This is a genomic window from Natronomonas salina, from assembly GCF_013391105.1.
Lineage (GTDB): Archaea > Halobacteriota > Halobacteria > Halobacteriales > Haloarculaceae > Natronomonas > Natronomonas salina.
Window position 1 is genome coordinate 254208 of the sequence record NZ_CP058335.1, and the last position, 25942, is coordinate 280149.

24 protein-coding genes are annotated in these 25942 nt (G+C 69.4%); 8 read left to right on the top strand and 16 right to left on the bottom strand.

Going from position 1 to position 25942, the window contains the following annotated elements; translation table 11 throughout:
• Positions 1-30: 30 nt before the first annotated feature.
• Positions 31-639 carry an MBL fold metallo-hydrolase gene (locus HWV07_RS01465; RefSeq protein WP_178332591.1) on the bottom strand — a complete coding sequence of 203 codons (609 nt, stop codon included), beginning with the start codon at positions 637-639 and terminating at the stop codon, positions 31-33.
• Between the two features lie 306 nt (positions 640-945).
• Here HWV07_RS01465 and HWV07_RS01470 point away from each other — a divergent pair, with 306 nt between their 5' ends.
• Positions 946-2091, top strand: coding sequence for a S8 family peptidase (locus tag HWV07_RS01470; RefSeq protein ID WP_211694202.1), 1146 nt, complete (start codon positions 946-948; stop codon positions 2089-2091).
• Between the two features lie 16 nt (positions 2092-2107).
• Here the strand turns inward: HWV07_RS01470 and HWV07_RS01475 are convergent, their stop codons facing one another.
• Entirely contained in the window at positions 2108-2467 is a 360-nt protein-coding gene (locus HWV07_RS01475) for a hypothetical protein (RefSeq protein ID WP_178332593.1), read from the bottom strand.
• Between the two features lie 96 nt (positions 2468-2563).
• On the opposite strand from HWV07_RS01475, the gene rqcH reads away from it, so the two are divergent.
• From rqcH to HWV07_RS01490, 3 genes are all read left to right on the top strand, one after another.
• Complete coding sequence (gene rqcH, locus HWV07_RS01480) at positions 2564-4672, top strand: ribosome rescue protein RqcH (protein ID WP_178332594.1); 2109 nt, start codon at positions 2564-2566, stop codon at positions 4670-4672.
• 108 nt (positions 4673-4780) lie between these two features.
• Positions 4781-5704, top strand: coding sequence for a DUF4013 domain-containing protein (locus HWV07_RS01485; RefSeq protein WP_178332595.1), 924 nt, complete (start codon positions 4781-4783; stop codon positions 5702-5704).
• Positions 5705-5726: 22 nt separating this feature from the next.
• Positions 5727-6794 carry an mRNA surveillance protein pelota gene (locus HWV07_RS01490; RefSeq protein WP_178332596.1) on the top strand — a complete coding sequence of 356 codons (1068 nt, stop codon included), beginning with the start codon at positions 5727-5729 and terminating at the stop codon, positions 6792-6794.
• On the opposite strand, the gene HWV07_RS01495 is transcribed toward HWV07_RS01490, so the two are convergent.
• The gene (locus HWV07_RS01495; protein WP_178332597.1) at positions 6795-7556 is read right to left on the bottom strand and encodes an MBL fold metallo-hydrolase; all 762 of its coding nucleotides are present in this window, start codon (positions 7554-7556) and stop codon (positions 6795-6797) included.
• Between the two features lie 109 nt (positions 7557-7665).
• Here HWV07_RS01495 and HWV07_RS01500 point away from each other — a divergent pair, with 109 nt between their 5' ends.
• From HWV07_RS01500 to HWV07_RS01510, 3 genes are all read left to right on the top strand, one after another.
• A complete protein-coding gene (locus HWV07_RS01500; RefSeq protein WP_178332598.1) occupies positions 7666-10461 on the top strand; it encodes an ATP-dependent helicase in 2796 nt (931 codons plus the stop codon).
• A gap of 104 nt (positions 10462-10565) precedes the next feature.
• Positions 10566-10772 carry a hypothetical protein gene (locus tag HWV07_RS01505; RefSeq protein ID WP_178332599.1) on the top strand — a complete coding sequence of 69 codons (207 nt, stop codon included), beginning with the start codon at positions 10566-10568 and terminating at the stop codon, positions 10770-10772.
• A 110-nt stretch (positions 10773-10882) separates the two neighbouring features.
• A complete protein-coding gene (locus tag HWV07_RS01510; RefSeq protein WP_178332600.1) occupies positions 10883-11233 on the top strand; it encodes a hypothetical protein in 351 nt (116 codons plus the stop codon).
• Between the two features lie 4 nt (positions 11234-11237).
• On the opposite strand, the gene HWV07_RS01515 is transcribed toward HWV07_RS01510, so the two are convergent.
• The 11 genes from HWV07_RS01515 to HWV07_RS01565 form a co-directional block, all read right to left on the bottom strand.
• Entirely contained in the window at positions 11238-12464 is a 1227-nt protein-coding gene (locus HWV07_RS01515; RefSeq protein ID WP_178332601.1) for a lactate racemase domain-containing protein, read from the bottom strand.
• Positions 12465-12468: 4 nt separating this feature from the next.
• Positions 12469-13932: an RtcB family protein gene (locus HWV07_RS01520; protein WP_178332602.1), complete on the bottom strand. Its 1464-nt coding sequence runs from the start codon at positions 13930-13932 to the stop codon at positions 12469-12471.
• 265 nt (positions 13933-14197) lie between these two features.
• Positions 14198-15352, bottom strand: a complete 1155-nt coding sequence (locus HWV07_RS01525) for an acyl-CoA dehydrogenase family protein (RefSeq protein ID WP_178332603.1) — start codon at positions 15350-15352, stop codon at positions 14198-14200.
• 62 nt (positions 15353-15414) lie between these two features.
• Positions 15415-15849: a CBS domain-containing protein gene (locus HWV07_RS01530; protein ID WP_178332604.1), complete on the bottom strand. Its 435-nt coding sequence runs from the start codon at positions 15847-15849 to the stop codon at positions 15415-15417.
• 81 nt (positions 15850-15930) lie between these two features.
• Complete coding sequence (locus HWV07_RS01535; protein WP_178332605.1) at positions 15931-16362, bottom strand: hypothetical protein; 432 nt, start codon at positions 16360-16362, stop codon at positions 15931-15933.
• A gap of 102 nt (positions 16363-16464) precedes the next feature.
• Positions 16465-16647, bottom strand: a complete 183-nt coding sequence (locus tag HWV07_RS01540; RefSeq protein WP_178332606.1) for a DUF7576 family protein — start codon at positions 16645-16647, stop codon at positions 16465-16467.
• A gap of 81 nt (positions 16648-16728) precedes the next feature.
• On the bottom strand, positions 16729-17595 hold the full coding sequence (locus HWV07_RS01545) for an SDR family oxidoreductase (RefSeq protein WP_178332607.1): 867 nt from the start codon (positions 17593-17595) through the stop codon (positions 16729-16731).
• A 91-nt stretch (positions 17596-17686) separates the two neighbouring features.
• Positions 17687-18871 carry a bifunctional sugar-1-phosphate nucleotidylyltransferase/acetyltransferase gene (gene glmU, locus HWV07_RS01550; RefSeq protein WP_178332608.1) on the bottom strand — a complete coding sequence of 395 codons (1185 nt, stop codon included), beginning with the start codon at positions 18869-18871 and terminating at the stop codon, positions 17687-17689.
• 102 nt (positions 18872-18973) lie between these two features.
• Positions 18974-20317 carry a RimK family alpha-L-glutamate ligase gene (locus HWV07_RS01555; RefSeq protein WP_178332609.1) on the bottom strand — a complete coding sequence of 448 codons (1344 nt, stop codon included), beginning with the start codon at positions 20315-20317 and terminating at the stop codon, positions 18974-18976.
• A 107-nt stretch (positions 20318-20424) separates the two neighbouring features.
• Positions 20425-22596 carry an OB-fold nucleic acid binding domain-containing protein gene (locus HWV07_RS01560; RefSeq protein ID WP_178332610.1) on the bottom strand — a complete coding sequence of 724 codons (2172 nt, stop codon included), beginning with the start codon at positions 22594-22596 and terminating at the stop codon, positions 20425-20427.
• A 42-nt stretch (positions 22597-22638) separates the two neighbouring features.
• Positions 22639-23274, bottom strand: coding sequence for a YIP1 family protein (locus HWV07_RS01565; protein WP_178332611.1), 636 nt, complete (start codon positions 23272-23274; stop codon positions 22639-22641).
• Positions 23275-23367: 93 nt separating this feature from the next.
• Between HWV07_RS01565 and HWV07_RS01570 the strand changes: the two genes are divergently transcribed.
• Positions 23368-24258 carry a type IV pilin domain-containing protein gene (locus tag HWV07_RS01570; RefSeq protein WP_178332612.1) on the top strand — a complete coding sequence of 297 codons (891 nt, stop codon included), beginning with the start codon at positions 23368-23370 and terminating at the stop codon, positions 24256-24258.
• Here HWV07_RS01570 and HWV07_RS01575 read toward each other — a convergent pair.
• Entirely contained in the window at positions 24255-24842 is a 588-nt protein-coding gene (locus tag HWV07_RS01575; RefSeq protein WP_178332613.1) for an NADPH-dependent FMN reductase, read from the bottom strand. The genes HWV07_RS01570 and HWV07_RS01575 overlap by 4 nt on opposite strands.
• Positions 24843-24935: 93 nt before the next feature.
• Entirely contained in the window at positions 24936-25901 is a 966-nt protein-coding gene (locus tag HWV07_RS01580; protein WP_178332614.1) for an A/G-specific adenine glycosylase, read from the bottom strand.
• Between the last annotated feature and the right edge of the window lie 41 nt (positions 25902-25942).

The following is a 25942-nucleotide window of genomic DNA, read 5'->3' on the forward strand; positions in this document are numbered from 1 at the left end:
ACGGTGAAAACGGGGCGGTCCGTCCGGCCGTTACCCGTAGACGTAGGCGTCGAGCTTCTCGTCGGCGTCGGACAGCACCGACGACCCGTGGTAGACGAGGCCGGCGTCGAACTCGTACTCCAGCAACCGCTCCAGGGACGCCTCGGCCTGCTGCAGGTCGTCGGTGTACACCGCCGGCGGCAGGTGGAAGAAGCCCTGCGGGAGCCCGCGCTGGTCGGCTCCGGAGAGCGCGTCTGCGAGGACGGCGACGCCGCGGTCCTCGTCGACGAGGGCGTGCTGGTGGTCGCGGTGGCCGGGGACGTGGACCGCCTCGAAGGGGCCGATCCGGTCGCCGTCGCCGTAGCGTTCGTCGGGTTCGTACTCGGTGTCCAGGGCGGCACCTTCGGGCACGTACGTCTCGGCCGAGTGGGTGCGGACGACCTCGTCGAAGCCGCCGACGTGGTCGCGGTGGTCGTGTGTGACGATCAGCCGCTCGACCTCGACGCCCGTCTCGGCGATGCCGGCGGTCAGGGCCCCGGCGGTCCCGGGGAGCCCGCAGTCGACGAGCGTGCCGTCGTCGAAGAGGAACGCGCGGATCCGGCCCGTCTCGGTCTCCGAACACGTGACGTCGTGGACGCCCGGGAGGATCTCGGTCGGCATACCTCACCCACGCGGGTGATTCACATAGGTCCTCTGTCGCCGATTGGTTGTACATAATTGGCGTGTTGATTCCGGTCATAGCCGAGGTTTTATCATGCAATAATCGCTCCATATTAGCCGTGAGTGAGTATGATTAACACGACACCGAATCGACGTGACCTCCTGAGGGGAATCGCCGGAGGTGGACTGACTGTCGCAGTAACCGGGATCGCGTCAGCGGACGGAGAGACGCGCTACCTCGTCCAGCGGAGTGACCCTGCCGCCGAAAGCAACCTCGGACGCCGGGGGTTCAGTGTGGAGAGGAGCATGGCGGACGGCGAAGTGCTCGTCGTGACCGGAACCGACAGCGCCAGCGACGAACTCGAAGGTACCGACGGCGTCGAAGTCGCCATCCCTGACTTCAGCTTCGAGTTGAGCAGGCCGGAGCTCTCTGAACCGAAGAGCACCGATTCGGATGGGTCGAAAGAAGACAGCGGCTACCCAGCGTACTACGACAGCCAATGGGACAAACACGTCACCGACGTCGAGACCGCCCACGAATCGGCGACCGGGGACGGGACCACTATCGCCATCCTGGATACGGGCATCGACCACACCCATCCCGACCTCTATGTCAACGAGACCGCGAGTGCCGCCTTCATCGGTGGGGAGGTCCACGACCACACGGGAGATGTCCACGGCCACGGGACCCACGTCGGCGGCATCGCGGCCGCGACCGGCGAGGTCGGGGTCGTCGGGACTGCACCCGACGCCGAACTTGTCTCGCTCCGCGTCTTCCCGTCCGAAGACGAAGAACAGGACAACTTCTGGAGCGACCTCCTGCGAGCCATCGAGTACGCGGCGGTGGACCTCGGTGCGGACTCCCTCAACATGAGCATCGGGACCGTCGAGACGCTCGACGGCGGGGCAAACGCCGGCGGGATTCGTGGGGTAACCGAACCGGTGATGCAGCACGCGGCGAGACGGGGGACGGTCGTCGTCGGCAGTGCCGGGAATCACGGCGAGAGCCTCCAGCAGGAGGGCCGGTGGACGCTCCCCAACAGTCTGGCGGGCGTAGTGAGCGTCAGCGCGACCGGACCGAGCGACGAACTCACGTTCTACTCGAACTGGGGGACGAACGAGATAGACCTCGGAGCCCCGGGCGGTGGCTACGAGACACTGGAAAAGACGCTCGAGGATGACACAGTCGAGTGGCCCTACCCCACGAACCTGGTGCTCTCGACGTTCCCCAAGGACCTGGACGATTCGGGGTACGCCTACCTCGCCGGGACCTCGATGTCCGCACCGCAGGTCACCGGCGCCGTCGCGGCGGTGCGGGAACTGGCCCCCGGTGCGAACGCGAACGAGGTGGAACGTGCACTCGAAGCCGGCGCCGACCTCGTCGAGGGGAAGGGGGACGCCGAACTCGGAGCCGGGCGGCTCAACGTCGCGAACGCGCTCGACGAGGTTTAGTGGGCAAATCGCCGGCTCACTCTTCCCGGACGTGTGCGACCGTCCGGTAGGCGCCGGCGGCGACCAGCCCGCCCGCGACGAGCGCGAGCCAGAAGACGCCGCCGATCAGGAGCGACTCCGGGACGCGGACGGCGAGGAGCAGCGCGACCGCGCCGACGGCGGTCGCCGCCCGGAGCGCCAGGTGGTCGACGGTCGCCGAGACCGCGAGCGCGCCCGATACGACGAGGGAGAGCCCGGCCGCGACGACGAGCACGCCGCTGACGAAGGGGTCCACCGGCGGCGGGACCAGCCCCGGCAGGACGTACTCTGCGGTGCCGACGGCGGCCAGCGCGAGGCCGACGACGACGGCGACGGCTCCGGTGACGCGGTCGTCCATACCGTCGCTCCGGGCAGGGCCGCCTAAGGGGTTGCGAAGCGCGTCGCGGCGGCGCGAACCCGTCAGGCCTTTCTCCGGGCCGCGCCAGGCGACGACATGGACAGAAAGCGGGCGATGACCAGCGTCGACCTCGCGGCGCTGGTCGGCGAGTTGCGGGACTACGCCGGGGCGGTCGTCGACAAGGCCTACCTCTACGGCGACGACCTCGTGCGGCTGAAGATGCGGGACTACGAACGCGGCCGCATCGAACTCTTCGTCGAGGTGGGCGACCCCAAGCGCGCCCACGTCGCCGCGCCGGAGCACGTCCCCGACGCCCCCGGTCGGCCGCCGAACTTCGCGATGATGCTGCGGAACCGCATCGCCGGCGCGAACTTCGTCGGCGTCGAGCAGTACGGCTTCGACCGCATCCTCACCTTCCGGTTCGAGCGCGAGGACCAGACGACGCTCATCGTCGCGGAGCTGTTCGGCGACGGCAACGTCGCGGTCACCAACGAGGACCTGGAGGTCATCGACTCCCTGGAGACCGTCCGGCTCCGCTCGCGGACCGTCGCCCCCGGCGCCCAGTACGGTTATCCAGACGAGCGGTTCAGCCCCCTGGACTGCGATTACGACGCCTTCGCGGCGAAGATGGAGGAATCCGACACCGACCTGGTGCGGACGCTGGCGACGCAGTTGAACTTCGGCGGGCTCTACGCCGAGGAGCTCTGCACCCGGGCGGGCGTCGAGAAGACCGTCGATATCGAGGACGCGACGGAGGAGCAGTACGAGGCGCTGTTCGACGCCCTCGAGCGGCTCCGGGAACCGATCCTCGCCGGGCGGACGGAGCCGCGGCTCTACGAGAACGAGGACGAACAGGTCGTCGACGCGACGCCGCTGCCGCTGGAGGAACACGAGGCCGAGGGGTACGCGGCGACGGCCTTCGAGAACTTCAACGGCGCCATCGACGAGTACTTCCACCGCCTGGAGCGGGAGGCCGAGGACGTCTCCCAGGAGGACGGGACCGACCGGCCGGACTTCGAGGCCGAGATCGAGAAGCACGAGCGCATCATCGAGCAGCAGCAGGGCGCCATCGACGACTTCGAGGAGCAGGCCGAGGCCGAACAGGAGAAGGCCGACATGCTCTACGGCAACTACGACCTCGTCGACGACATCTGCTCGACGGTCCGCGAGGCCCGCGAGGAGGGCGTCCCCTGGGAGGACATCGAGGCGAAGTTCGAGCAGGGGGCCGAACAGGGCATCCCCGAGGCCGAAGCGGTCGCGGACGTCGACGCGGCCGAGGGGACGGTCACCGTCGAGATCGACGGCACGCGGATCGAGGTCGACCCCTCGATGGGCGTCGAGAAGAACGCCGACCGCCTCTACACCGAAGCCAAGCGCATCCGGGAGAAGAAGGAGGGGGCGCTGGCGGCCATCGAGGACACCCGCGAGGACCTCGAGGCGGTCAAGGAGCGCCGCGACCGCTGGGAGCAGGCCGACCAGGAGGACGACGATGACGACGGCGAGCCCGTCGAGCGCGACTACCTCTCGATGGGGTCGATCCCCATCCGGTACGACGAGAAGTGGTACGAGCAGTTCCGCTGGTTCCGCACCTCCGACGACTTCCTCGTCATCGGCGGCCGGAACGCCGACCAGAACGAGGCGCTCGTCAAGAAGTACATGGAGCCCTCCGACCGGTTCTTCCACGCACAGGCCCACGGCGCCCCGGTGACGATCCTGAAGGCGACGGACCCCGACGAGGCCGCCCGCGACGTCGACATCCCCGACTCCAGCAGGGAGGAGGCCGCGCAGTTCGCCGTCTCGTACTCGTCGGTCTGGAAGGACGGCAAGTTCGAGGGCGACGCCTACGAGGTCGACCCCGACCAGGTCTCGAAGACGCCGGAGAGCGGCGAGTACATCGAGAAGGGGAGCTTCGTCATCCGCGGCGACCGGGAGTACTACCGCGACGTCCCGGTCGGGGTCGCCGTCGGCGTCAAGTGCGAGCCGGACACCCGGGTGATCGGCGGGCCGCCGTCGGCCATCGAGCCGCGGGTCGAGACCTCGGTCCGGCTCGAACCCGGCCAGTACGCCCAGAACGACATCGCCAAGCGCATCTACCGGACGCTCCGCGAGCGGTTCGAGGACACCAGCTTCGTCCGGAAGGTCGCCAGCGCCGACCGGATCCAGGAGTTCTGTCCGAACGGCGGCAGCCGGATGAAAGACCAGTAGGAGCCGATCGGAAGAGAGCGGGAGCGACTCCCGGTCGGCGCCGGCGGCCAAAGCTCAGTCCCGGAACACTCCGGGAGGTATAAGCGCCGCCCTCGCGTGGTTCTCGCCATGTTTCGCGACGCCCTGGACTACTCGACGCGGCCGCCCCGCGGCGGTCGGGCGGTCCTGGTCGGGGGGACGCTGCTCCTCGTCACCGAGGTGGTCGCCGCCGTCGCGACCCTACATACCCTCCTAGCCCCAGCGGCGCTCGTCGCGCTCGTGCCGTGGCTCCTCGTCCGCGGCTACTACGTCCGGGTGCTCCGGACGACGGCCGGCCACGAGTACCCGACGCCCCCGGCGTTCGACGACCTCTTCGGCCTCCTTCGCGACGGGATTGCGGCCGCGCTGATCGCCGTCGCCTACCTCCTCCCGGGGGTCGCGGTGCTGGCCCCCTTCGTCTACGTGCGGGCCCAGGGGAGCGACCTCGTGACGCTGGTGCTCGGCGGCCGCGTTCCCGAGGCGGTCGCCGCGGGGGTCGCCGCCGGCGCCGGCGTCGTCGCGCTGTTCGCCCTCTTCGCGGTCATCGGGGGCCTGTACGTCCTCCCCGTCGCCGTGACGCGGTTCGCCCACACCGGTCGACTGCGGGCCGCCCTCGACGTCCGGACCGTCGTCTCCGGCGCGGCCACCGAGGACTACGTGGTCGCCTGGGCCGTCTCGCTGCTCCTGCAGTTGCTCGTGCTGCCCGTCGCGTACGCCCTGAAGGTCGTCCTCGTGGGCTTCTACCTCCACTTCCTCGTCGCGATGGGCGTCCGGTACTGCTACGGCCAGGGCGTCGGCGCCGCACTCGATCTCGACCCCGTCGACTCGTTCCTCGACGAGTCCGCCGGCGAAATAGACGCCGGCGACCTCCGGACGGCGGTCCGCCCCATCGAGGAGTCCGACGAACCGGCGCTGCGCGCTTCCGGCGGGACCGAGGCGACCGACCCGACCGAGGCCGAGGACGACCCCTTCGAGTACCCCGCCCGGGAGCGCGGCGAAGGGGAGCGCACTTAGGGGTCCCGCCCGGACTCCCGGTATGCGCATCGCCGACCGCCAGTCCGTCGAGGGCCGGGGCGAACGGATCACCGTCGTCCCCGAGAGCCTCGACGACCTCTGGCACCTCACCTACGTCCTCGAGCCGGGCGACCTCGTCTCGGGGGACACCACACGGCGCATCCAGCGCGACGACGACAAGATGCGGGACACCGGCGGCCAGCGCGAACCGATGTGGCTCCAGATCGAGGTCGAGGACGTCGAGTTCGCGAAGTTCGCCAACCGGCTCCGCGTCGGCGGCGAGATCGTCGACTGCTCGCGGGAGGACCAGCTCGGCTTCCACCACACCCTCAACGTCGAGGAGCACGACGAGCTGACCGTCGAGAAGGTCTGGCAGGTCGACCAGCTCGAGCGCCTCCAGGAGGCCGTCGAGGCCGCCGAGAACCCGACCGTCGCCATCGCCACCGTCGAGGAGGGCGAGGCCCACGTCCACACGGTCGCCCAGTACGGCGTCGACGAGCGCGCCTCCATCACCGGCACGACCGGCAAGGGCGAGTACGCCCGCGGCCGCGACGAGCTGTTCGAGCAGGTGACCGAGGTCCTCGAGCGGATGGACGTCGAGGCCATCATCCTCGCCGGCCCGGGGTTCACCAAACAGGACGCCCTGGACTACATCGAGGACGAGGCCCCCCAGGTCGCCGAGAAGATTCAGACCGTCGACACCTCCGCCGTGGGCGAGCGCGGCGTCCACGAGGTGCTCAAGCGCGGCGCGGTCGACCGCGTCCAGACGGAGACCCGCATCTCGAAGGAGGCCGAACTAATCGACGACCTGATGGAGCGCATCGGCGAGGGCGCGAAGGCCGCCTACGGCATCGACGAGGTCGAGACCGCCACCGAGTACGGCGCCGTCGAGACGCTGCTCGTCCTCGACGAGCGGCTCCGCGAGGAGCGCTCCGGCGAGGGCGACTGGGACGTCGACGTCAACGACGTCGTCGAGAGCGTCGAGCGGCAGGGCGGCGAGGTGACCGTCTTCTCCCACGAGTTCGACCCCGGCCGACAGCTGGCGAACCTCGGTGGCATCGCCGCCCTGCTGCGGTACCGACTGGACTGATCAGCGCCGCCGGAGGTCCACCGTCAGCCCGTCCTCGGCCATCCGGACGTCGCCGTCGAAGCCCGCCTCCTGGACCGACTCGAGCATCTCCTCGTGGCGCCCGTCGGTGTGCGGGTAGAGGTGCGTCAGGTACACCCGGCCGAGGTCGTGGCCGGCGAGGGTCTCGCCGAGCTGCGACGGGGTCGGGTGGTTGTCGACGTCGACGTCGTCGGGGAAGGAGCAGTCGTGGGCCAGGATCGCCGACCCGTCCGCGAGGTCGGCTATCTCGTCGATGGCCTCGCTGTCGCCGGAGAACGTGAAGACCGCGTCGTCGGTCTCGAAGCGGTAGGCCAGACAGTACATCGAGTGGACGGTCTCGACGGCCTCGACGTCGTAGCCGGCCACAGAGAACTCGCCGGGGGCGACCTCCCGGAAGGTGAACTCGAAGCGGTCCTGCATGTACTCGTGCACCGAGAGGAGGTCGCGGACGAGCTCCTCGGTGCCTTCGGGACCGACGATCTCCATCTCGGTCTCGCCGGACAGCCAGCGGGCCTTCAGCAGGACCATGAGGTCCGAGACGTGGTCGAGGTGGTGGTGGGTCAACAGCAGTGTATCGACGCCCTCGTAGCCGACGTCCGTCTCGGCGAGGCCGTGGAGGGCGCCGCTGCCGCAGTCGACCATGAGGGGGTCGGCGTCGCCGTCCGGGTCCTCCAGCAGCAGGCCGGTCTGGTAGCGCTCGCCGGTCGGCATCGCGGAGCCCGTACCGAGGAATGTCACGCGCATGGGCCGGGGTTCGGCGGCCCGGCGGAAGTGCGCTGGGGTCGCCCGCCCGGGTTTCACTTTCACTCCGGAGTCCAAACCCACTTGTCGTCTGGCGCCCAACGAGAAACCGATGGGAGACGCCGCGTCGGAGGACGCCGAGGCCGTCGCACGGGAGCACCTGTCGGGGCGGGACCTCGGGTTCGACCCCGGGTCGGTGGCCGTCGACGACGCCGACGTGTTCGCCAGGCTCGACCCCGCCGTCCGGGAGTGGTGGGTCGACCAGTTCGGCGCGTTCGTCCCGGAGAACGGCGGATTCTTCACGCCGCCGCAGAAGGAGGCCGTCCCGCTCATCGACGAGGGGACGAACACGCTGGTCTGTGCGCCGACCGGGTCCGGGAAGACCCTCTCGGCGTTCACGGCCATCATCAACGACCTGTTTCACCAGGCGGAGTCCTCCGAGGACGGCCTCGAGAACAGCGTCTACTGCCTCTACGTCTCGCCGCTGAAGTCGCTGGCCAACGACATCCACCGCAACCTCACCGAGCCCCTCGAGGGCATCACCGAGAACCTCGAGGACCGGGGGGAGGCCGTCGACATCCGACACGCCATCCGCCACGGCGACACCTCCAGCAACGACCGCCAGAAGATGCTGGAGGAGACGCCGCACATCCTCAACACGACGCCGGAGACGCTGGCGATCCTGCTCAACAGCCCGAAGTTCAAGGAGAAGCTCCGGAGCGTCGAGTACGTCGTCGTCGACGAGATCCACTCGTTGGCCGACAACAAGCGCGGCACCCACCTCTCGGTGTCGCTGGAGCGGCTGGAGCGGCTCTGCGAGACCTCGCCGACGCGCATCGGCTGTTCGGCGACCGTCGAGCCGCTGGAGACGATGGGCGAGTTCCTCGTCGGCGGCGACTACGACCCCGCCACCGGCGACTGGGAGCCCCGCGACTACGAGATCGTCGACGCCCGGTTCGTCCGGGAGTTCGACGTCGAGTTGACCTGCCCGACCGACGACCTCGTCAACACGCCGCGGGACCGGGTCACCGACCGCTTCTACCGGCAACTCGACGACCTCGTCGCCGAGCACGAGAACACCATCGTGTTCACGAACACCCGCTCGGGCGCCGAGCGCGTCCTGCACAACCTGCGGGAGCGCGGCGGCTACGACGAGTCGAACTCCGGCTGCCACCACGGCTCGCTAGCGAAGGGCCGGCGCCGGGAGATCGAGGAGGGGCTGAAGGCCGGCGACCTCGACGTCGTCACGACGTCGACGTCGCTCGAACTCGGCATCGACATGCCGCACGTCGACCTCGTCGTCCAGGTCGGCTCACCGAAGTCCGTCGCCTCGCTGCTCCAGCGGATCGGCCGCGCCGGCCACCAGCTCGGCCAGACCGTCAAGGGCCGGGTCGTCGCCCTCGACCGAGACGAGCTGATCGAGTGTGCCGTCATGCTGAAGAAGGCCGAGGAGGGGTTCGTCGACCGGGTGTTCGTCCCCGAGAACGCCCACGACGTCGCCGTCCAGCAGGTCTACGGGATGGCCATCAACGGCCCGCTCCCGGAGGCCGAACTGCGGGCCACCCTCCGGAGCGCGTACCCGTACCGCGACTACGACGACCACCGGTTCGAGCAGCTGTTCCGCTACCTCACCGCCGACTACGAGGGGATGGAGGAGAAGAACGTCTACGCGAAGATCTGGCGGGACGAGAACGACGCGCCCGGCGGCGAGCACTACTACGACGAGTACGAACCCGGGACGCCGCTGGTCGGCAAGCGCGGCCGGATGGCCCGCGTCATCTACATGACGAATATCGGCACCATCCCGGACTCCTTCACCTGCGACGTCTACGTCCGCGGCAGCGACGACTGGGTGGGCCAACTCGACGAGGAGTACCTCGACACCCTGGAGGCCGGCGACGTCTTCGTCCTCGGGGGCTCGCACTTCGAGTACCGCTACCGCCGCGGCTCGAAGGTCTACGTCGACCACACAAGCGCCCGCCCGACCGTCCCCTCGTGGTTCTCCGAGCGGCTGCCACTCTCCTACGACCTCGGCCGCGAGATACTCGCCTTCCAGCGCGACCTCCTCGAACGGTACGAGGAGCGCGGCCCGCCCGCCGTCCGCCGGTGGCTCCGGGACCTCCCGCTCGACGAGAACACCGTCCGGGCCATCACCCGGATGTTCGACGCCCAGATCCAGTACGCGGGCGTCGAGAGCGTCTCGACGGACAGCCGACTCACCATCGAGGTGGAACTGGACCACGACGACTACAAGCGCAACTACTACGTCCACTCGAACTACGGCCGGCGGTTCAACGACGGCCTCTCGCGGCTGCTCGCCTACCGCTGCGCGCAGGAGGCCAACGCGAACGTCAAGGTCGCCGTCGCCGACCACGGCTTCACCCTCTCGATGCCGCTCAACCGGAAGATCAACGTCCGGGGCATCCTGCGGGACATCGACCCGACGGACGTCCGCCCGGACCTCCGGGCGTCGCTCGACGGGACGGACCTCCTGAAGCGGTACTTCCGCATCAACGCGACGCGGTCGCTGATGATCCTCAAGCGCTACAAGGGCTACGAGAAGTCCGCGAGCCAGCAGCAGGTCTCCAGCGAGATGCTCATCGGCTTCGCCCAGGACAGGGAGGAGTTCGCGGTGATGGAGGAGACCTACCGGGAGATCCTCGAGGACAAACTCGACGTGGACGCCCTCGAGAACTTCGTCGCGAGCGTCCAGACCGGCGAGGTCGACGTCGCGCTCCACCAGGTCGAGTCGCCGTCGCCGCGGGCGTTCGGCCTGGCGACGCTGATGGCCAGCGACGTCGTGCTCGCGGAGGACGAGTCCGCCGTCCTCCAGGAGTTTCACGACCGGGTCATGGACGAGATCGGCGACGACGGGCCGGGCGCCCTCACCGTGGGAACGGACGACTGACCAGTTCCGGAGCCACGAGAGGCGTCGAGATCGACGACTGGACGACCGCCCGCCCCGCCGTCGGGAACGGACTTATCGCCCTCCGCCCCTAACTCCCTGGTAACGTGCAACACACGTACAGGTGCGGCGACTGCGGCGCCGAGTTCACCGGCTCCCGGAAGCGCTGCGAGTACTGCGGGACCGTCGGGGCGGCCACCGACCGCTCGGAGTGCCGGGAGTGCGGGCAGTGGCTGACCGATTCGCCCCACCAGGAGTGTCCGGTCTGCGGCTCCTCGAACGTCGATAAGGTCGCGCTCCGTCACCGCGACTAGCCTCGCCGGGGCGAACGGTGTCCCTACCGCCGGTACGGCGGGCGTACGGTCAGCCGCCGCGGTTGAACTATCCCGCGACTCTTCCCCCTCCCGCGGCTACGTCTCCACTCATGTCAAGCGAAACGCTGGAGCTGGAGCGCGACATCGGACAGGCCACCATCGTCTACGAGGACCCCGAGGACGGGACGGTCGAGCGCACCGTCGAGAACGAGCAGATCGTCTACTTCCAGGACCACTGGCTGCTGAAGGCCGGCGAGGACAGCGAGGGCAACGACGTGGTCCGGCGCATCCCCGACCACAAGGTGTACTACGTCGAGCGGTCGGTCGAGAAGTTCGAGGAGGAGATCAAGACGATCCGCAACCAGGTCCAGTCCTTCGCCGACGACATCCGCGGGAAGCTCCCCATCGGCGGGGAGGACGAGGAGGAGACGGACGACGGGGACGGCCCCGAGCGACTCTGAGCGCTCAGACCAGCAGCGTGTTCAGGGCGTCGGGGACGACCAGGACGTCGCTGCCGGATTCGACGGCGTCCTCGACCGACGCGCGGGCGTGCAGCAGGCACTCGTCGACCACGTCCGGCGCCTCGCTGTTCGTCACGTAGACGTCGTGGTCCCTGAGAGCCCGTGCGACGACGAACGCGCGCTGGGCGCCGGGTTCGTAGCCCTCGCGCATCTCCTTGTACAACGACTCGGCGCTCTCCGCGCCGGAGAGCCACTCGTAGAAGCGTTGCTCCCCGGTACCCTCGCCGGCGCCCTCCGGGAGCGCCGCCGGAACGACCACGCGGCCCCCCTCTCGAAGCGGATTGGTGGCCCCCAGGACGACGTACGTCGCCGCGCGGGTCGCCTGGTAGAGGTTCGCGTCCTTCGGCGCGCCGACGCCGGCGACGACGGCGTCGTACCGGTCCGCGACCTCGACGGACAGCGCCTCTGTCGCGCTGTCCGCGAGCTCTCGGACGACGAGTCGCGGCTCGCCGGCGGCGACGTCGAGGATTCCTGCGGGGCCGTGCGTGACGTTCAGACAGAAGTCCAGCCCGCAGAGGTCGCCCGCCTCGTCGACGGCCTCCCGGAACGGGTTCTCCTCGATGCTGCCCAGTCGGACGCCATCGCGGGAGAGCATCTCGGGGCCGTGCGTGTAGCGGATGATCGGCTCGCCGCCCGCGCCGATGGCGACCGTCTTCCCCCCGCCGGAGAAGCCGGCGTACTGGTGGGGTTCGACCATCCCCGTCGAGAGCACCCGGTCGGCTTGCGCGACGGTCCGGTTCAGTTCGACGGTCGCGCCGTCGACCTCGCCCACGTCGACGGTGTCGTCGGGGTCGTGGTTCTCCGCGAGGTCGGCGCGGTCGCCGAGCATCTCCTCGAGTTCGGCGTCGGTCATCGGACGGTGAAGGCCCAGCCCCACGACGACGGAGACCTGCTCGCGGAAGACGCCGACCTGCTGGAGTTCCTCGAGGAGCACGTCGACGAGGACGTCGTCGGGGGTCGCGCGCGTGACGTCGGTGACGACGATGGCGATCGTGTCGTCGGGATCGACCAGTTCGGTGAGCGCGGGGCCGAGCGGGGAATCGACGGCCCGTTCCGCCGCCGCTCGGACGTCGACCGCCTCGCCGCCGGCGGGTTCGGCCACCGTCACCTCGCAGTCCGGCAGGTCCACGGAGACGGTCCCGTCGCCGAGCGGCAGTTCGAAGGGCGCCATCGGGTCAGCCCTTGATGTTGCAGACCGGGTAGACGCGGGCGACCTTGTCGCCGATGCCGAGCGCGTCGCTGACGCGGACGACCTCGTCGACGTCCTTGTAGACGCCCGGGGCCTCCTCGGCGATGGTCGCGCCGCTCTGGGCCTTCACGTACACCTGCTGGTTCCGGAGGTCGTCCTGGACGTCGCCGCCCCAGAACTCGTCTTTCGCCTGCGTCCGGCTCATCAGGCGGCCGGCGCCGTGGGCCGTCGAGCCGAACGTCTGGTCCATCGACTCGGCGCCGCCGCAGAGGACGTACGACCCCGCGCCCATGCTCCCCGGGATGATGACCGGCTGGCCGACGTCGCGGTAGGCCGACGGCACCTCCGGACGGCCGGCCGGGAACGCCCGCGTCGCGCCCTTCCGGTGGACGAACAGCTCCGTCTCCTCCCCGTCCACGTCGTGGACCTCCTTCTTCGCGATGTTGTGGGACACGTCGTAGAGCAGCTCCATCCCGAGGTCCTCCCACGGCTCGCCGAAGACCTCCTCGAAGACCTTGCGGGTCCGGAAGGTGATGAGCTGGCGGTTCACCCACGCGAAGTTGATGGCGGCGCACATCGCACCGTAGTAGTCCTCGGCGAGCTGCGAGCCGGCGGGCGCCGCCGCGAGTTCCTTGTCCGGCAGCTGCGAGAGGAGGCCGCTGTGGGTCTGCTCGATCTCCCGGAGGTAGTCGTTGCAGACCTGGTGGCCCAGCCCACGCGACCCGCAGTGGATGAGGACGACGATCTGGTCCTCCCGGAGGCCGTAGGCGCCGGCGATCTCCTCGTCGAAGACGTCGGTGACGCGCTGGACCTCGAGGAAGTGGTTCCCGGAGCCGAGCGACCCCATCTGGTTCCGCCCGCGGTCCTTCGCCTTCTGTGAGACAGCGGACGCGTCGGCGTCCGGGCGCATCCCCTCGTCCTCGCAGTGGTCGAGGTCCGACTGGACGGCGTAGCCCTCCTCCAGAGCCCAGTCGACGCCGCGTTCGAGGACCGCCTCGACTGTGGCGGCGTCGCCCTGGACGACGCCCCCGCCGCCCAGTCCCGACGGGACGGCGTCGAACAGCGCGTCGACGAGCTCCTCCTCTTTGCCCTCGACGTCGCCGTAGGTGAGGTCCGTCTTCACCATCCGGACGCCGCAGTTGATGTCGTAGCCGACTGCGCCGGGCGAGATGACGCCGTCCTCGGCGTCGATGCCGGCCACCCCGCCGACGGGGAAACCGTACCCCTGGTGGCCGTCCGGCATGCAGAGGGCATACTTCCGGATGCCCGGGAGGTGGGTGGTGTTCTTCAGCTGTTCGAGGGTCTTGTCGTCGGAGATCTCCTCGAGCAGCGCCTCGCTGCCGAGCACCCGGGCCGGGACGCGCATTCCCGCCTCCTGGTCCTGCGGGATCTCCCAGACGTAGTCGCGGACTTTGTGCAGCGTGATATCGCCCGCTTCGAAGGTGGTCATACCCGGAGGTTCGCGGTGCCGCGTCCAATAAGTTACGACCCACTTTTTGCACGGCCCCCTCGCTGTCGCTCGGGGGCCGGCAAAAACGTGGGGAAAATATGCGCGCGTGCTCCTTCCGCTCGTTGCGCTCGCTCCAGTCCGCGCGCGCTACGGCGACTCACTCGCTACGCTCGTTCGTCGCCGGGAACCGCTCGCTCACTCCGTTCGCTCGCGGATGCTCGTGATCGCTGTCCGTTCGATACCCGAAGGATTCTCACTGGGGTCCTTACATCCCCTTCCCCTGCAGCTCGCGGGCGATGATGTTCTTCTGAATCTCGGTGGTCCCTTCGTATATCTGGGTGATCTTCGCGTCGCGGTAGAACCGCTCGGCGTCGAAGTCGTCGACGTACCCCGACCCGCCGTGGATCTGGACGCACTCGTTGGCGCAGTCGACCGCCACCCGGGAGGCGAACTCCTTGGCCATCGAGGCGAGCATCGTCAACTGGTCGTCCCGGTTCTCGACGGACCACGCGGACTTGTAGGTCAGCTGCCGGGCGGCCTCGGTCCGGGTGTGCATGTCGGCGAGCTTGTGCTGGATGGCCTGGAAGTCGCCGATCGGCCGGCCGAACTGCTCGCGCTCCTGGGCGTACTCCAGGGCGCGTTCGTTTGCGCCTTTGGCGATGCCGATCCCCTGGGCCGCGACCTGGGTGCGCGTCTCGTCGAAGAACTGCATCTGCTGGAGGAAGCCCGCACCTTCCGTCCCGACGAGGTTCTCCTCGGGGACGCGGACGTCGTCGAAGATGAGCTCGGCCGTGTCGGAGGCGCGAATCCCCATCTTCCCCGTGATCTTGTCGGATTCGAACCCGTCGCGGTCGGATTCGACGACGATCTGGCTGAAACCGTTGTAGCGGCCCTCGGCGTCCGGGTCCGTCTTGCAGAGGACGACGAAGAAGTCGCCGATGGAGCCGTTGGTGATCCACATCTTGTTGCCGTCGATGACGTATTCGTCGCCGTCCTTCTCCGCGCGCGTGGAGATGGAGGAGACGTCGCTGCCGGCGTGGGGTTCTGAGATAGCCGAGCCGCAGATGGCCTCGCCAGCGGCGAGTTCGGGCAGCCACCGCTCTTTCTGGTCCTCCGTGCCGAAGGCGATGATCGCCTCGCTGCCGAAGGCGGTGCCGAGGATGCTGCCGGCGATGCCCGGGTCGGCCGAGTACAGCTCCTCGACGATGAGCGCGACGGTGAGCATGTCGTAGCCCGCGCCGCCGTAGTCGATGGGGATCTGCGCGCCGGTCAGGCCCATCTCGGCGCCCTTCTCGACGAGGTCGAGCGGCGCTTTCTCCTCGCGGTCGTACTCCTTGGCCTCGGGGCGGATCTCGTTGTCGGCGAAGCGGCCGACCTCCTCCGTTATCTGGCGTTGTTCGTCGGTCAGCTCGAACTCCATACCCCGTACTGTGACCGATGTACGTTAAAACCCCGTGTCCGATTAACAGTGTAAAGAAGCGGTCACTCGAACTCGCCGTCGACGATGTCGGGTTCCGCCTGGTGGGCCATCTTGACCTCGTAGTCCGGGAGGTGGAGCGCGAGGTCGGTGGTCGTGACGATGCCGACGGCGGAGCCGTCCTCGACGACTGGGAGCTTCTTGACGCCGTTGTGGCCCATCCGCTCGGCGGCGGCCCTGAGGGTCTCGTGGCGCTGGATGCTCACGACCGGGTCCGACATGAGGTCCGAGACTGGCGTCGAGGGGTCTCGCGTGTCGCCGACGGCGGCGACGATGTCGGTCTCGGTGATGATGCCCTCGATGCGGCCCTCGCCGACGATGAGCGAACCGATGCTGTTCTCGTCGAGCAGGCGCGCGGCCTGGGCCATCGTGGCCTCCGGGGAGACCGTCTGGACGGGCGAGGTCATCAACTCCTCGACGTTAGAGTCTTGTTCCGGCATACTCCAACAGACCGAGCGAACGGCCATAAGCCTACGCCCTGTAGTCGCTGGTCGCCTATCCGAGTCGACTCCGGTCCTGGGTCACCCCGACCGGTAGACGCCCTTCCGGGCCCGCCTCGTCAGCTTCCGCTCGGCCCGGCGCTTGAGGAGGAGGCCGACGACGTAGGCCGCGGCGGCCACGACGACCAGGAGGAGGGCAGGTCCGAACAGCTCCCGGGCGACCGAGACCGCGCGAAGGTCAGCGCCCTTTAGGACCGCCGGTAGGTACTGTACCGCGGGCGCGAAGACGGCGACGACGGCGCCGAACTGGAGGGCGGTGCCGAGGGCTTCCGACGGGAGGCGCTTGCGCGACAGGTACGCGGACACGACCAGCCAGCAGGCTGCGGCCCCCCACGGCGCGACGTCGGCTCGCAGCAGCGTCCATCCCGCCCCGAGGGCGAAGAAGATCCCGACGACCTGGGCGGTGACGTAGACGGTCACCGGTCGTCGCTCGCGCCGCGTTGCCGGGGTCATCACTCAGCGGCTGGTAGGGCCCCTCGTATAATAATTTTTGTAGACGTCGAGTCAAAATATTCAACCAGTTGAAGCGAACCGGGAGCGGCGGTACCGGTGCGGTCAGGGGTCCCAGTCGCTCCGGCAGTCGTCGTCGCAGAAGTGGGCCGTCTCGACCTGGTCGTCCTCGGTCCACGTGACGACCCGGTGTGTCGACTCGCTCACGATCGGTTCTCCGCAGACCTCGCATCTCGGCGCGTCGTCCTCGGTGACGTCCTCGCCGAGGTCCGAAGTGGGGTCGACCATCTTGTGGTACGGTCGGCAGGCACCCATATGAACGATTATGTTCGCGCAGGCCTCCCGGCCCGCGACCGCTCGTACGGGCGGTCACTCCGGCCGTTCGTAGCTGGAATCGAACATCTGTGCGGACATGGGCGCCGGGTCGCCCTCGGTGAGGTTGTACTCCGAGAAGTCGTCGACGCCGGCCTCCTTCAGGAAGTCCTCGTCGTAGACCGCCTGCCCCGTGAACTCCGCGGGGTCGCGGCCCAGCATCTCGAGGACGGTGTCGGCGACGATCTGGGGCGTCCGCCAGTCGTCCTCGGTCCCCATCCCGAAGTACCGTGTCGCGCGGGTGTCGATGGCCGTGACGGGCCAGAAGGAGTTGCAGCCGATGTCGTAGCCGCCGAGTTCGGTCGCCAGCGAGAGCGTGATGAACGACATGCCCATCTTCGACCAGGCGTAGGGGGCCTCGCCGGGCGCGCGGTCGACGGTCACCGGCGGCGCGTTCGCGAGGATCCAGGCGTCCTCCTCGACGTCCTTGAGGTGGTCGATGAACGCGCGGGTGGTGAGGTAGGTGCCCCGGACGTTCACGTCGGTCAGCAGGTCGAATCGGTTCGCCGGCAGGTCCTCGACGTTAGCCATCTGGATGGCGCTGGCGTTGTTGATGACGATGTTGACCTCGCCGAAGTGGTCGATGGCCTCCTGGGCGGCGGCCTCGACGTTCTCCTCCTCGCGGACGTTCAGCTGGATCGGGTAGGCCTCGACGCCCTTCTCGCGGCACTCCCGGGCGGTCTGCTCGATGGTGCCCTCGAGGTCCTTGTCCTCGCCGTAGTCGTCCTCCTCGCTGGTCTTGCCCGTGGAGACGATGTTGCAGCCCTGTTCGGCCAGCGACAGCGCGAGGGCCTTCCCGATACCGCGGGTGGTGCCGGTGATGAAGGCGGTCTGTCCCGAAAGATCCGGTGGATTCAGCGACATACCCCTCCCATCCGCGGGCTCCGCCTTAAATCCCGAGAAGAGTGGTAACGTCTGCGAGCCCTCGATGGGCCGTCGGACCCCCGCTGGCGGTTCAGCGGTCCTTCGTGACCGACTCGCCGGGTTCGGTGGTCGCCTCCGCCGACAGCACGAGCCCGGGCGATAGGCTGCTGTTGATCCCCGTCTTCGCGCCCGGTCCGGCGACGACGCCGTACTTCCGGCGGCCGGTCTCGACGCGGTCGCCCTTCACCGTCTGGGCGACGGGCTCGCCGTCGTGCCTGAGGTTCGCGACCTGCGTCCCCGCGCCGAAGTTGACGTCCGTCCCCAGGAGGCTGTCGCCGACGTACGAGAGGTGCGGGACGTTCGACCCCTGCATGACGACGGAGTTCTTGATCTCGACGCCGTGACCGATGTGGCAGTCCTCGCCGACGAGCGTCGCGCCCCGGACGTAGGCGTTCGGCCCGACGTCGGCGCCGGACTTCACGAGCGCCGGCCCCTCGATGACGACGCCCTGTTCGATTGTGGCACCTTCCTCGACGACGACGTCGCCGCGGAGGTCGGCGTCGCCCTTCACCTCGCCGTCGACCCGCCCCTCCAGTTCGTCGAGCTTCCACTCGTTGGCCTCGAGGAGCTCCCACGGTCGGCCCACGCCGAGCCACCGTTCGACGGGGACGGCCCGGACCTCCCGCTCGGCGACCAGCCGCTCGACGACGTCGGTGATCTCGTACTCGCCGCGCTCGCTCATCTCGACGTCGGAGAGCCACTCGATGGCCGCCTCGGGGAAGTGGTAGAGGCCGACGTTGACCCGGTCGCTCGGCGGGTCCTCGGGCTTCTCGACGACGTCGGTCACCACGTCGCCGTCCAGCGAGAAGACGCCGTACGGTCGGGGGTCCTCGACCTGGTAGGCGCCGACGGCCGGGCAGTTCTCGAAGAGCGCCTGGACGGCTGCGGTGTCGTAGAGGTCGTCGCCGTTCAGGACGACGAAGTCGCCGTCCAGCTGGTCGCTCGCCGCGTCGACGGCGTGGGCGGTGCCGAGCTGTTCCTCCTGGACCGCGTAGGAAACCTCGACGCCGCGGTACTCGGCGCCGAAGTGCTCGCGGACCGCGTCGGCCTCGTAGCCGACGACGAAGACCAGCTCGCTGGCGCCCGCCTCGACGGCCGCGTCGGCCGTGTGGGCACAGAGCGGCCGATCGGCGACCGGCAGCATCGGTTTCGGGACGGTCTCCGTCAGGGGTCGCATCCGCGTGCCCTCGCCGGCGGCGAGGATGACGGTTTGCATGGTTCGCGACTCGCCCGGGGAGGGCAAAAGGTATCTGGTCGATAACAGGCGGGCGTCCGTCAGGCCGTCGCACGGAAACCCGCCCCTAACGGCGGGTTCCCCCTACTCCTCGAGCTCCTTCTCGCGGCTCGACGATTCGTCCTCGTCGGCCCGGCGCCGGACGTCCACCCGGTAGTTCTCGAGGATGTCCCGCCCGAGCAGCATCGGGTAGTCCATGTGGCTGCGGTCCTCGACGCTCGCGGTGACGGTGTGCTGGGTGCCGCCGATGCCGACGACCACGTCGACGACCGGCCGGGACTTCCCCGACTTGACGCTGCCCGACCGGATCTTGACGATGTCCTTGATCGGGCCGGTGCCGATGTCGGCGGCCAGCCGCGCGTCGATGCTCGTCCGCGTCGCGCCGGTGTCGGACTTCGCCAGCACCGTCTTCCGGCCCTTGGTCCCCATGACGACGACCTCCTCGATGTAGCCGATGTTCGGCGGCTCGCCCTGCTGGGTCTGCTGCTTGCGCGGCATCGCGTCCGGCCGGGAGTCGTCCAGCGAAGCCGAGAGCTCGCGGACGCGCTCCTCGTCGACCTCGCCGCCGGCGCGCTCGATGGCCAGGCGGGCGATGTGCGGTGCGGGCGAGCGCCCGGTCGCCTCGAAGAGGCCCTTGAAGCCGGCCGTCGGGTTGACCTCGAGGACGTGGTAGCCGTCCTCGCCCTCGACGACGTCGACGCCGGCGTAGTCGAGGCCGACCACGTCCGAGGCTCGCTCGGCGATGTCGATCACCTCCTGGTCGAGCCCCTCGGTGGCGTCCTCGACGGAGCCGCCGAGCGCGACGTTCGTCCGCCACTCGCCCTCCGGGGCGTAGCGGTTCATCGCGCCGACGACCCGCTGGCCGACGACGTAGACGCGGAGGTCGTGGTGCCGCTGCTCGTCGTGCTCGATGAGCTCCTGGAGGAACGCCTGCCTGGAGCCGACCATCGGGTTCACCGAGTCGTCGGTGTCGAGCTTCCAGGTGCCGCCGCCGTGGGTCCCGATGGCCGTCTTGTAGACGACCTCGTCGCCGAACCGCTCGCGGCGGGAGTTCAGCGTGTCGCTGGAGAGCGCCAGCAGCGCGTCCGGCACCGGCAGGCCGGCCTCCGCCAGCGCGGTCCCGGTCGCGAACTTGTGCATCGCCGTCATCGTCGCGGTCGGGTTGTTCAGCATCGGCCGCGCCCGGTCGATGGTCAGCGCCAGCCCGAGGGCCTCCGCGGGCTGTTCCTCCTTCGAGAGCAACAGCCGGTTGACGACGATGTCGACCTCCGGTTCCAGCCGGACCTCGCCGTCCTGGATGTCGACGACGGTGTTCTCGCCGCGCAGCCACTCCGTGTCGTATCCGAGGCCGTCGACGGCGTTGAGGATCGCCTTCGACTCCTTCGAGCTGTGGAGACTGAGGACGCCGACGGTCAGGTCAGAGGCCATACGTCAACTCCGTTCGGTCGACCCAAAACCGTGGCGGTGCTCCACGCCGGCGGCGGGACTCGCAGGCGGAGCGAACCGTGAGAAGGGACGGACTACGCCGGTGGAACTTACGCGGATGGAGCGACGACCTGCTCGGCGACGGCGTCGACGACCGCGTCGAGGACGGCGTCGCGCTCGCCGCGCAGGAACTCGAGCTTCGGCTGGCGGGCGCCGGGGTCCGAGACGCCGGCGTTCGGCGCCGCGGACTCGAGGGCGGCGACGACCGCGTCGACGTCGAGGTCGGCCCGCGAGCGGACGTGGAGTTCGTCGGTCGCCACGCCGACGATCGCGTCGGCGTCGAGGCGGCGGTGCAGTTCGTCGAGCAGGAGCCGCGTCGGCGGGAAGTCGTAGCGGTGCGTGTAGGCGTCCGTGTCGAGGACGGTGACGGTCGCCCCGTCGACCTCGCGTTCCTCGAGGTTCGCCGTCGCGGTGTCGAGTTCGGCCTGCAGCTTCGTCCGGAACTGCTCGGAGACCTGTTCCGCGAGGCCGGTCCGCTTCTCGAACAGGAGGTCGATGATGAGCTCCCGCTTGTCCTCGTAGGACTGGTAGAACGCCTCCAGGGCGATGGCTTCGCGGAGCTGCTTGGCCGTCTCGGCGTCGACGCCGGCGTCCTCGGCGAGGTCGGCGTACGCGCTCGGTGCGTCGTCCCAGTAGCTGACCGCGGGCAGGTGCCGGACGTCGTCGCGGACGTCCTCGTTGACCGCCGCCGCGACGTTGGCGGCGACCGTCGCGGCCGAACGCTCCTCGGCCGTCACGAGCGAGTCGATCTCGTCGACGACCTCGTCGTCGGCCCGCCGGCCGTCGAGGACGACCCGCGGGGCGCCGTAGATGTCGAGCAGCTCGAGGCCGTCGGTGGAGGCGGCCGTCGAGCCCGCGGCGGCGAAGACGAACAGCGGGAGCTTCTCGTCGTGGCGCTCGCGGTCGCCGAGCATCCGGGTGGCGTCCTTCGTCGCGTCGTTCATGTCGTAGACGCCGTCCTCGAGCGGCCGGCGGTCGAAGTAGTGGTAGACGGCGTCGGCGGTGGCGTGCTCCTCCTCGACGAGCGGCAGGACCGCCCGCTCGATGGCGGCGCCGGCGACGTAGCCGTCCGTCGTCGCGTCGTGGCGGACGACGACCGGGCGGGACTCGAGGACCGCCCGGCGGATCACCGTGGCGGCGTCCGTCACGTCGTCGGAGACGTTCTCGAGGGCGTCGTCGTCGGCCAGCAGTTCGAACTCGTCGGGGGAGGCGCGGTCGTCCAGTGCCTCGTCCATCCGGGTGACGACCGCGTCGCGCTCGTCGCCCTCGAGGGCGACCAGGGACTCGGTCTCGACCTGGATCTCGTCGCGGCGGAGGCGGATCTCCCCGTCCAGCCGGACGACGTCGTCGGCCTCGATCTCGGGGTAGGCGCGGACGCCCGCCTCGACGAAGGCCGCACAGTCGACGACCCCGGTCTCGTCGCGGAGTTCGAAGACCGTCGGGCCGGAGGTCTGCCGCACGGAGACGACCTCGCCCTCGAGGCGGACCGTGTCGCCGACCCGGTCGCGGAGTTCCTCGACGGCGACGCGGTCGAAGTCGGCGGCGGTGCCCTCCGCTTCGTCGCTGTCGGTGGTCGTCTCGGCGAGGTCGGCGTCGCTCGGAGTGCCGCCGGTCTGCTCGTCGGCGCCGCGCTGAGCGTCCTCGTCCGTCGAGGTGGACTCGGAGGCCGTCTCGGCGGACTGCTCGTCGTCGAACTCGAACTCCGAGTCGTCCTCTTCGTCAGTGGCGTCGGCAGACGTGTCGGCGTCGGACTGGGCTCGGGAGGCGGCAGCGGACTCGGGTCTTGATTGCGACTCTGACGAGGAACTGGACTCCGAACTCGAACCCGAATCGTCGTCGCCGTACTCGTCGGCGAGGTAGTCGCCGTCGGGGGCGTCGACGAGGAGGCCGCGGAACTCGTCGGGGGTCTGCCGGATGGACCACCCGAGGTCGATGTCGCCGTTGTCGCGGATGTTGTTGACCTGGACGGAGACCGTGTCGCCGACCTCCCAGTCGAGGCTCTCGAGGCGGCGGTCGAGTTTGCTCCGGTGGAGCAGCCCGGTCACGTTGCCGATGTCGACGAAGACGCCGAACTCGGCGTAGCCGTCGACGGTGCCCCGGTAGAACCGACCCGGGGTCAGCTGTGATGGTTTATCGCCCTCGAACTCGAATAGGACGTCCTCCTGGTGGACGTCGCAGATCGGCCCGTCGGTCGACGTACCGCAGATGATACAGTTACCCATTACAGGAAACGTACGGGCCGACCTTAAAACGGTTGTCGGATTCTACGCGCCGCCGGATTCCCGGGTCACCTCGAGGCCGAGGACGCCCTCGAGTGCCGCGATCCCCCCGAGGGCGAGGCCGAAGACGAACAGCGCCGGGACCGCCCCGGCGAGGAACGCCCGGGGGAGGGACGTCTCGTGGACGACCGCCAGGCCGACGACGAGCAGAATCGCTCCGTAGGCGGCTCCGAGGAGGCGGACCGCCGGGACCGGGACGGCCGTGAAGACCGCGGGCGCGGCGGCGTAGGCGATCACCTGCACGGTCTCGCCGACGCCGGCGCGGTCGTCGACGACGGGGATCAGCGACAGCGTCGCCAGGGCCGCGGCCAGGTGCAGCACGATCGGCGCGACGAGGAAGCAGGCGGCGCCGAGGACGACGACGGCCGTCGCCACCGGCGAACCGGTCGCGGCGGCGACGCGCTCGTACCCCGACAGCGACGACGGCGCCAGGAGCAGCCTGCCGGCGACGGCGACGAACGCGACGGCGATGGCGAAGGTCAGTCCCGGCGCCTGGTCGCCGGGCGACACCCCGTTCTCGAAGAACCGCCGCGGGCGGACCAGCACCTCGACCCACGCGCGCGCCAGCCCGGACGGCCCCCGGTCCCGCCCGCCCGCGGGGTTCTCGACCCACTGCGTCACGTCCGACCGTTGGCGGGGGTGTGCCATCAGCGTTCCGAGGTCGAGTTCCCGAATCGTCCGAACGTTTTTGCCACGGCCCGCAGACCGCGAACCATGCCAGTCCTCCAGCGACGACGGTTGCTACGCACGTTCGGGACGCTCGCGGCAGCGGGGTCCCTCGCCGGCTGTCTCGACGGCGCTCCCACCGACGGCGACGACGGGGGTTCCGACGGCCCGCTTCGGGGGGACGCCGTCGTCGACTACCCGGGGATCGTCGACGGGGGAGCCACCGTCTCCGGCGACGAACGCGAGATCGCCTACGACGAGCCGGAGCGGACCTTCGCGTTCCAGTACGCCTACGAGGGCGACACCGCCGACCCCGAGCAGTTGCACGTCGGCCGGGACCTCTCGGGGGAGCGGATGGCGGCGTTCGTCGCCCCGGTCTACGACGAGGGGGTGGACGCGTTCGCCTACCACGTCTTCGCGAACGAGGCGTTCGTCGACTACGCCGACTGGTACTACGTGGCGGGGCCGTCGACCGACCCCGAGGACACGGGGGAGGTCTCCTTCGAATCGCTAGGCGGGACCGTCTCCCGGTTCGTCGTCGGCCCCGTCGACGCCCTGACGGCCGGCATCATCGACGTCCCGCCGGAGGAGGCCCGGAACGGCGGGACGAACGTCACCGGTGTACTGATCAGGGGCGGATCGGACGAGAGCGGATCAGGTAGTCCCGCGCCGCAGGTCTCGTTCGCGTTCGACTACGCTTCGGAATCGGAGACCCTGGAGATCACCCACCAGGGCGGTGACTCGGTCCAGGGCAGCGACCTCCGCGTCGTCGTCGAGGCCGGCGAGCGGACGGTTGAATCGCCCTTCGAGGGGAAGGTGACGGCGGGCGACCGTGTGACGGTCGAGGTACCGAGCGGTGCGACAGTCCAGATCGTCTGGGCGTCGTCGGACGGCTCCAGGCGGTCGGTTCTCGCCGAGTGGGACGCCCCCGACGCCTAGTCGACGTGCTCGGCGCCGGGGTTCTCCTCGGCCTCGATGGTCCGGGGGTCGGGTTCGATGGTGGCGTACTCGACCATCCGCCGGCCGAGGACGTCGATCCGGTCGGCGACCTTCTCGTCGGCGAGTTCGCCGCGCTCGAAGTGGTTCGACACCCGGGGGACGGCGACCTGGTGGGGGACGACCCAGGCGTTGAGCCCGCGGCAGACCGACCGGAGGTGATCCAGCGTCGTCGTCGGGAACGACCCGCCGGCGACGCAGAGCAGTCCGACGGTCGTGTTCTCGAACTCGTCGAAGCCGCAGTAGTCCAGGGCGTTCTTCAGCGCCGACGAGTAGGAGGCGTGGTAGACTGGCGTCCCGAGGACGACCGAGTCGGCCCGCTGGATCCGCTCGCGGAGGTGTTCGCCATCGCCGGCGTCCTTGTCGTCGGCGTCCAGCACGGGGAGGTCGAGTTCCCGGAGGTCGACGCAGTCCGTCGTGACGTTGTCGTAGTTGCCCGCCGCCTCGAGCGCCCGTCGGCAGGAGAGCCGCGTGTAGCTCTCGTCGCGGAGGCTGCCGACGATCGCGGCGACGCGTACCTCGTTCATGGTCGGGATTGGACCTCGCCCGACAAAGAACGCGTGGTACCGGATGGGTGTTCGGCCGAGCGAGTCGTCCGGTGACTACTGCCTCCCGTCGGACTACTTCCGGAGCATCGCGACGGTCTCGCCGTCCCGCTGCGTCACGTCGACGAGCCCGTCTTCCGCGAGGTCGTCGACGAGGCCCCGCAGCCACTCGCGGCCGAACTCCCCCTCAGGGGCGTAGTCGACGCGGACGCGCGGGCCGAGGTCGTCCAGCCGTAGCTCGTCGAACTCCTTCAGCGTCGAGACCACCCGGCCGCGCATCTGTCGGCGCGAGCCCTCGAACTCCGGCTGGGTCGGGACGTCCGGCGCGGTGAAGTCGTTGGTCTCGTAGGCGCGACACCACTCCCGCCACGGACAGCCCGCCTCGTCGCAGCGGGGCTTCTTCCCGCAGGCGACGCCGCCGAGTTCCATGATCGCGTTGTTCCACACCCGGGACTCCCCCTCGGGCATGAGTTCCGAGGCGACCGCCTCGAAGGTCGCGTCGTCGTCCGGGACGTCGAAGGCGCGGTAGAGGACGCGCTTGACGTTCGTGTCCACGACCGCGTCCCCGTTATTGAACGCGAAGGAGGCGACCGCGTTGGCGGTGTAGGGACCGACGCCCATCAGCTCCTGGAGGCCCTCGGGGGACTCGGGGAACTCGCCGCCGGCTCCGGCGGTTTCACCGCCTTCGCGAGGTCGGTCCTGCGGACCGACCTCTCCCTCCGTTACCTGTCGGGCTGCCTCGTGGAGGTACTTCGCGCGGTTGTTGTACCCCAGCGAGTGGTCGGTCCAGAAGCCGACGACGTCGGCTCGGTCGGCCGCCGCCAGGTCCTCGACGGTCGGCCAGGCCTCGAGGAAGTCCCGCCAGGCGGCGACGACGCGGTCGAGCTGGGTTTGCTGGCTCATCACCTCGGAGACGAGTATCTCGTAGGCGTCGTCGGTCCGCCGCCAGGGGTACTCGCGGTGGTCGTCCTCGTACCACTCGACGAGCGCCGTCCGGACCGCGTCGGCGTCGTCGGGCAGGTACTCGGCGGCGTCGGTCATCGCCACACCGTACCCGGGGGCGGCGTTTGTGTGTGACGGTT